Raw genomic sequence first — 7813 nt, forward strand, 5'->3', positions numbered from 1 at the left:
AGCTAATTACGCTCTTCATAAGTTTGCCGCTTGGTGCAGGCGGTTCATCGGCAATGCAACGAGCTGCCAGCGAGAATGCCAATCGCGCGCAGCGCGGCGGCCGCTTTCGCGAGTGGTGTAGTCATCTTGACGGTGCCGATTTCGTTGCTGGGCATGGTGTCAATTCGTTGCAGCAGTCGCGCGAAGCTGCTGACTTGTCTGTCCAGAAGAGCGACGTCGACGTAGTCACCCGGTTCAATACTTAACAGGTACTGCGGCACGGTTACGAGCGCGATGTTTGGGATGCCTTTCAGGTAGAGCGGCTGGCCTTCGCCGAACTGAATGAGCGCGTTTGGGGCCGACACTCTCGGCGCTTGCCCGGTGTACGCCACTCTGATTCGATAAGCGCCGTCAGCTGCGCGGTGGAGGCGTAGAGCAGTTCGGGTGCGGGGTTGCCTGTCGGCCCGTAGGTGTTTTTGAGGGGATTGTCCCGGTATTCCCGAGCGCCGAGGTGCTCGATCACCAGGCCCGCCACCGCGTGGCGATCTCCCGGGCCACCAGCCCACCATTGTGGGTGATCCCGCAACCAGCGCGAAGTGGCTTGGCCATGCTCGGTCACCGCCGGTATTCGAAGGTGTCCAGCTGTTAACACGAAGATGACCGTGCGTGCCAATGGGTGAGCGACAGTCTGGCGCGCGAGTTCGACCACACCGATGTGGCCGTTCTCCTCGACAATATTTGTACCATCGCTGTGGCTTACCACGAGCACAGTTTCGTGGGGTGCGCCGCGACCTTCCACAGCCGCCCATACTGTACGCATGGCGCTATTTCGTTCGATCACCGCGTCAAGGATGAGCGTCGCCCGCCTGGCCCGTGAGGCGGCGTCCAACACAAAGTCGGCGTCGTCTCCGGCCACGAAGACCGCTGGAATGTTCTGGTAGGGCAACGTGAACGGTAAGTACTGTCCTTTGGCGTTGAAAATGCTTATGCCACGCCAGGCGAAGATCACCGCCTCAACGCCAGCTCGTCGAGCACGCGCCAGACCGAGGCCGGCGAACTGGCAGGAAGCAGCGGCATAGTGGTCTTGCCCCATGCACGCGCCCGATCCCAAGTCTTGACCGCCGCATCAAACGGGAACTCCCGATTTCGGACCTCGACGACCGCAATTCCTCCGCGCGCTTTGGTCCATCGCGGTATTGGACCGCGCAATCTGTACAACTGCTTCTCGGTCCCTAGGGGGCCGGTGGTCCCGGAGTAGGGAAAGACCGAAGAGATCGCTATGTCGCGCCCGTCGATCTTAAGACGCAGAACGTCGGGATTTTCTGCAGCCATGCTCCAGCGATCGAAATGCAAGACGTCCTCGTGAACTCGCATACCGAAGTCGGCCCACTGCTGTTTGACATGCTCTACAAGTTGATCGTGGCTCTTTGAGCCCGAGATTCGGGAGCCAAGGGACTCCAAGTACATCAGCTCGGCGCGGATGGTATCGTGGTCCACGGCGAAGAACTCCATTCCGCGGATTTCGGCAGGGAGAAAGTGCCCCAACAACTAATATCTCTGCTCGGTCCGGAGGAAGTCGCCAGATTCGATGACTTCAGCGCGGCTGGTTATTTTCTGCAAAGGGAACGCATCGGTATCTGCTCGCTTCTTTCGTCAAGCTAATTCTTGAACGTCGAGCCCTCCGTTACCATCAGCGCACAGGATCCGGAACACACAATAGGCGCGTGTCGAACATGTTTGGCCGCTCCAGCCGCAAGCGTCAGAGTACAACGTGCAGGACGAACTGGCTTCATCCTGTGCCAACTACGAGGCGCATCGACATTGCCCTCAGTTGCCACGCCTGGCGCTCAAGCCGATGGTCATCCTTTACGCCAAGCATCGACGCTTTACTCAGCCTTCATTTGCGCCAAAGGATTTTCGGTAACATCGCCGGTGATTGGCGGCTGCTCAAGCACCTGAGCAAACCGCCCTAGGAGGTCGATCGTCTTCGGCGACATTTCCGCGATGGGACCGGGTACATAGCGTGCGACCAGGCAGGCGCGGCGGCGCTCCTCAGAGTCATCCAGCAGCAATGGCAGGGTCTCGATTGCTTGCTCCCGTTCCAAAGTGGCGATGATGGTCTGTTGGCGAGTGATTGTAGTCAGACGGTCAGAAGGGACCGAGCGGAACGGCTCGTTCTGCGTCAGGACGCGTGACCAGCGATCGAGACGATCGCGGCGGATACCGCCGCGATCGCTCACAAGCAGCGCCATCATGCGGATGACGGCCTCGATAAAGCCGCCGGTCGCGATCATCTTAAGCGCACACTGAACGTCCGGGCGCGACCTCAATTCTTCTGGCGTCATTTGCCTCGCCTGCACTTCGTAGCGATCACCAAAATAGTGCTGCAAAGGAGTGTTCCACATGCTGTGGAACGTCAGCTCATACATCATGTCGCGCAGGTCGCGCCAGTAGATCATCACCTGTGCGATATGCTGCACATACAAGGCTTCCGCCAGCAGGAATGGATTATCTACTCTGGCCTTGGCTCGAGACTGGCGAACCTGCTCGCTTATGGACCTGAAGCCAGCCAGCATCGGATTTCGCGAAGAAATTAGCGCTCGCGACAGGCGCTCCGGGTGAACACTACGGCAAGCTTGGGCCGTGAAGGTCGTGACTGCAGCTCTGACGAAGGGGCGGGCGATTGTGTGATAGATCTGTGCCTGAAGTTCAGACGCCCGGTCAACTGCACCGAAAGGGAACTCATCGCGATAGTTGTCGTTCAATGCCCGGATGTCCTTGAAGCTGCGTTCGACTAGTTCAACACTGAAGCTTTTTCGTCCATCATGTTCCTGAACATCTTTGACGCACATTTCGTAGAGGCCGGGCATCAACGCTTCGATTGCCTCAAGCGTGGTTGCAACTTGCCGGAACTCCCTGTTGACAACTTTTGAAGAGACGAAGATGCCGAGGTGCCCGATGTCGTCATGCACCATATAGATAATGTGTTGGCCGCGAACGCGGATCTCCTCCTCGTCCTCGTAAACATCTGTGATCCAATTCAGAGCCTGCTGGGGCGGCGTCACTTTGTCGCCATGGCTGGCAAACACGATGATCGGCGCGCGGATCTGCTTGAGATCCACGTGCTGACGCCCCGATCCCAGGTAGGCCATGTTCTTGCCGAGCCGGTTGCCGATGAACAAGTTTTCGAGAATCCAGCAGATCTCGTTTTCGTGCAGCAAGCAGAAGCTGCTCCACCACTTCTCGGTGGCAAGAAAGCTTTCGCGCGTCGTATCCACGTCGCGGAAAAGCTCGGCGTACCTTTAGGAACAGCCGGCGCTCGGGATTGAGCATCTCGAAATTGTGTATGAGATTGGCTCCATCAAACATGCCCTGGCCAAGGTCGCACAGAAGCATCGGGATCCAGACTCCGCCGAATATGCCGGCAATGTAGCGGAAAGTGTTGTCGCCGATGTTTCCCGACACAGCCGTCACCGGTGATCCATTGATGACGACGGGTCCTGTCAAGTCAGGGTTTGTTGCGGCCAGAACGAGGCTCGCCCAGCCTGCTTGGCAGTTGCCGATAATGGCCGGCAGAGGCGCGCGCGGATGCCGGCGGATCACTTCTCGAACAAACGCCGCTTCCGCATAGGCCACATCAGAGAGTTGCTGATCCTGCTCCGGCTCGCGACGGAAGCTCACCAGATAAACCGGATGACCTTCGCGCAATGCGACGCCGAGCTGACTATCGTGCTCGTGAGCTCCCACACCCGCAGTGTGTCCCGCTCGTGGAGGGATGATAACAAAGGGCCGACGACGGGAGTAATCGACCGTAACATCTTGCGGCGGGATGATGCGCAGCAATACGAAGTTGGACTTTACGGGAAGATCCCTTCCGTCCATGATCTTCTCGTACTCGTAGAAAAGAACCGGCTGACAGCCTGCCGCCTCATGTTCAAGGAAGAGGTCGCCGCTCTCCCGGAGAAGATCGATTAGCAATATAGCGCGCTCGCCCGCGTCGCGGGTGTATTCACGCCAGGAAACGCCAAGCTGTCCATCGTCACGCAGGCTCCGCAGATCTTTGGCTAGACGTTCGCCGCTTGCCAAGAGCTCGGGCAGGCGCATAAAGACCATTTCGCAGCCGCGCTTGACCCGCAGTATCCAGGCAACTTGTAGAATGTTGATGGTCTTCGCGCCCTGTTGGACCATGCGATCAGCGTGGAGTCTGAATGGGCTGCGGGTGAGCGCGTGCTCGAGTTCTGCATGTTGCGCTTCCATTGACTGGGCCAAGTTGGAGCGCTGGAACGAGTCAGACATGGCCTGACCTCCTCTGTTCTAGAGTCGATGCCGCCCCGTGATACTAAATTGCGCTGTGGTGCCGGATTGCCTATCGATGGCGTCTTTCATCCGGCAAACTGCTCGCAAGCGAGGTCAAAGTGTGACCAAGGAAGCGTAACCTCAAGAGGACGTTTTGCGAGCAGGGTGACTTTCCACGACGTTCCCAGATCTCTCGGTGCAAAGTCGATGCCAGGCATCTCGTTGCTGCCGAGACGAAGGATGGCCAAGCAACTTCCGTCTTTCCTCTTCTGCTGCATAGCGTTTGTCCGATTGAGAACCAAGCTTGTCAGAGATCGGACGCTGTGGGTCGCCTTTGTTAGACAGCCACCTCGCATGCCTAGGGAGCATTCCCCGGGACCACCTATTATTTCAGATGGGTCCTGCTCAATCTTCCAAACTTTCGACCGGTCGCCCGTAGCCATCGCCTCAAACATGATCTCTCACACATGAGCGCTCAATCAGGAGGCGAGTTGGCACATTGGTTGCTATTACGGTCTATGACGACCTGGTCCGCTCAGCGCAGTCAGAGATTGCGCCTTCCAGAATGATCTCAAACATGGAGTTAGATCATGGCGAATGAGACGAGAGTACCCGTCACCAGGAAGGCTAGTGAGCCCGCGTTTTTTCCTGAAGCATGGCGCCCACTCGAGGCATTGCGCAACGAGGTGGATCGCTTGTTCGAAGACTTCTTTGGCGGCGATTTCTGGCGCCGCTCGTTCCCCCCGCACGCTAGTCTTGGAAGGTCGGTTGCCAAGAAGGTCGCCGCAAGCCCCGCAGTGGATCTTAGCCTAGCCTAGGATTACCCCTAGGGCCTGCAGCCCTCGCCTTCGTCAAACAAGACGGTCCTCAATGGAGGAATACGATTGGTTGGCGAGTGTGGTCTGTTCGGAGTCGCACTCTGGGTTCCCCGGGGGCGGGCTCGTGTCCCCGGTTCAGCTCACCACTGGGTCGGTAAGGTGACAATCGCCTGAGCGCTGGATTCAGGCTGGAACGTGCCGTGCAAACAGCAATACTTCAATTACCTTATCTCGTAGGCTTATTTGTGCGAGCTCGGCTAGGATCGATAGTTTGCGAGGTACCTACGATCGTGCTCTAATCGCGGCATGCCACGCCCCGTTCGTCACCGCACGCGCACTGAAGCCGACAGCCGGCCGCTCTGTTAGCAGAGGATTGAGCATAGCATCTCATAGGAAATATTACCGCCGCAAACCACGACGGCAACGTTCTGGCCAGCGTATCGCTCCGCCGTCTTCAGATAGCCGGCTACCGCCACTCCTGCGGCTCCTTCGATTGCCATCCTGTGGCCAGCGAGCACGAGCCGAATAGCGTCCACGATTTCGTTTTCTTGAACCAGGACGCACTCGTCTATGAGATCTCTAGCGTAATTGAAAGTGATGGCCTCACTTTCGATGCCGCCCGCAGTACCGTCCGACAATGTAGGGTTCTCGCACACATCCACTATTTTTCCAGCCTTTAACGCAAGATACAGTGCCGGGGAATTCTCAGGCCAGCAGCCGACGATCCGGAGCTCAGGATGGAGGGGCTTGAGATAACTAGCGATGCCGCTGATAAGGCCGCCGCCACCGACCGATACAAACACTGCGTCTAGCCTAGGGCATTGCCGCTCAAGTTCAATGCCAATGGTGCCCTGACCCACGATAACGTCTAAGTCATTATAGGGCGAGATGTATGTCCTATGTTGGACGACCGCGACTTCGCGCGCGTGCGCTTCGGAAGTAACAGCATCCGCGCCGAAAAACTGCAGCTTGACGGATTTGTACTGCTCAAGAGCGACGATCTTGGATTTCGAGGCAGTCGTGGGCAGAAATATGGTCCCGCGTGCCTTTAGCGCGGAAAGGCTATAGGCGACGCCAAGTCCATGGTTCCCCGTTGACGAGGCGATGACGCCTCGGGCGAGATCGTCTTTGGAGAGGGACAGGATCTTGTTGAGAGCGCCGCGGACCTTGAAAGATCCCGTGTGCTGAAGATTCTCGTACTTGAGCCACACCTCCCCTCCCCCGGACAAACCCGAAAGAATTGGGGAACGGTCGACGAAAGTCTCCCTCACGAGTGATCGGATGCGAGCTTCAGCCGCAACTATACGACCAACAAGGCTTGCGCCAGCGCCCTCAGGCATGCCCTTCTATCCACCACCAGTTCACAGCAACGTTCAGGCCGTGAGACCGAAGATAGTGCCACCACCCCTCGGGAATGTAAAGAATATCGCCACGACACAATACGCATTCGAAAGGCCGCGCGTTCAACAATCTCGGAAACCGATCGAGATCTGGAAGGCGAAGGTTTAAACGACTGAAGTGACGATGCTTAGGATGGTCATTATATGGGTAGAGATTCCTGCGATCCGCCGGCGGGAACAAGGTAATATGCTTACGACCGCTTATCATTGCATACAGGTTGTCGTAGGAATCGTAATGCAGCTTCGAGGCGTTACGGCCAATTCCCATCCATAAGTATGGAGGCCTCATTATCTTCGCGAGTGGGGCGAACGGCGGACGAACGACATCACCCACAAGTTCAGGGAGATACCGCAACGTATCAATCTGGGCGAGATAATAGGTCGTTTGACTGGCTACGTCGCCATAGAGCAGATAATCGACGAAGCGGCCGAAGGTCGAGTGGGTTTGATCTTTGCCAATTCGCTCTGGGACTGCGAACTCTTTGTCCGGAGAGAATTCGATGGGCACCCGCCTATGGCCTGCTGCTGCCTTTAAGTAGCCGGAGCTCCAACGTTCGATAGCCCCCAAGGTCAATGCCGCGCCTTTGATGACGACCGGAAGCGCCGGACGCACAAATCGTCGATAAAATTCCTCTGCACTCGGAGTAGCGATGCTTTCGATCGATTGCGCGGTCTCCAGCCACGCTCTGTTAACCACGGACGGATTCATGATCGCTCCTAAATTTGAACTCTGTCGCACCGAGTGGAGGAGTTTCGTCTATGACTTCATCACTGTGGCCGTTCTGCTTAAGGTCACGCCTATAAAGGATGTCCTGGTTCAGCTCTTCCGTGGCGTAGTGACCTCCAGAAACGGTTACTATCGGGGTCCTCCTCGATCATGCGAAGCAACAGCCGGCACATCGATTCTGGCGGTGAGAAGGATTCGCTTAGTCGCGTCGATGCGATGGCGGATGAAGTATTCCTCATGGAGATATGCGGTCGGACCTCCAAATTTAGGAGGAGGCCCACTCGCTTCTCGGATGGAGTGAGCACTGTACTACTTCACAATTCTAGACCGCCTGGAAATCGCGCCACCATCGGGCGGCCACCGTTCCCAGCTCACGCGCCACACGCGCTGCAAGTACAGCCATTTCACTCCCTTCGTCGCGTCAAACGCGCTGCACGATCAGCCCGCAGTTCCTCATTCCGCAACTAGCGCGCCGCACGATCTGCGAGCTCGGCCCGCAACTCCTCGTCGCGCAGGGAGCGCGCTGCACGATCGGCCCGCAGTTCCTCATCCCGCAACGAGCGCGCCGCACGATCTGCGAGCTCGGCCCGCAA

The 7813-nt window shown here is 57.3% G+C and carries 6 protein-coding genes and 1 pseudogene; all 7 read right to left on the reverse strand.

Annotated features, from left to right (window positions below; genetic code table 11):
* Window positions 1–44 precede the first annotated feature (44 nt).
* The 7 genes and pseudogenes from I6F20_RS14230 to I6F20_RS14255 all read right to left on the reverse strand — a co-directional run bounded on the left by I6F20_RS14230 (window position 45) and on the right by I6F20_RS14255 (window position 7202).
* Window positions 45–344 (reverse strand): hypothetical protein, encoded by a 300-nt coding sequence (locus tag I6F20_RS14230; RefSeq protein ID WP_225126641.1) that lies wholly within the window; start codon window positions 342–344, stop codon window positions 45–47.
* On the reverse strand, window positions 290–988 hold the full coding sequence (locus tag I6F20_RS14235; RefSeq protein ID WP_225126644.1) for a hypothetical protein: 699 nt from the start codon (window positions 986–988) through the stop codon (window positions 290–292). Before I6F20_RS14235 ends, I6F20_RS14230 begins: the two co-directional genes overlap by 55 nt.
* Entirely contained in the window at window positions 985–1491 is a 507-nt protein-coding gene (locus tag I6F20_RS14240) for a hypothetical protein (RefSeq protein WP_225126645.1), read from the reverse strand. The genes I6F20_RS14235 and I6F20_RS14240 overlap by 4 nt, the downstream gene beginning before the upstream one ends.
* A 374-nt stretch (window positions 1492–1865) precedes the next feature.
* Window positions 1866–3257, reverse strand: coding sequence for a DUF3141 domain-containing protein (locus tag I6F20_RS37760; RefSeq protein WP_346275986.1), 1392 nt, complete (start codon window positions 3255–3257; stop codon window positions 1866–1868).
* Window positions 3258–3324: 67 nt separating this feature from the next.
* A pseudogene (locus I6F20_RS37765) lies at window positions 3325–4275 on the reverse strand (DUF3141 domain-containing protein); the annotation flags it as partial.
* 1180 nt (window positions 4276–5455) lie between these two features.
* Window positions 5456–6433, reverse strand: a complete 978-nt coding sequence (locus tag I6F20_RS14250) for a threonine/serine dehydratase (protein WP_225126647.1) — start codon at window positions 6431–6433, stop codon at window positions 5456–5458.
* Entirely contained in the window at window positions 6426–7202 is a 777-nt protein-coding gene (locus I6F20_RS14255; protein ID WP_081494001.1) for a cupin-like domain-containing protein, read from the reverse strand. Before I6F20_RS14255 ends, I6F20_RS14250 begins: the two co-directional genes overlap by 8 nt.
* Between the last annotated feature and the right edge of the window lie 611 nt (window positions 7203–7813).

Source organism: Bradyrhizobium sp. IC3123, from assembly GCF_020193625.1.
GTDB classification, from domain to species: Bacteria; Pseudomonadota; Alphaproteobacteria; order Rhizobiales; family Xanthobacteraceae; genus Bradyrhizobium; species Bradyrhizobium yuanmingense.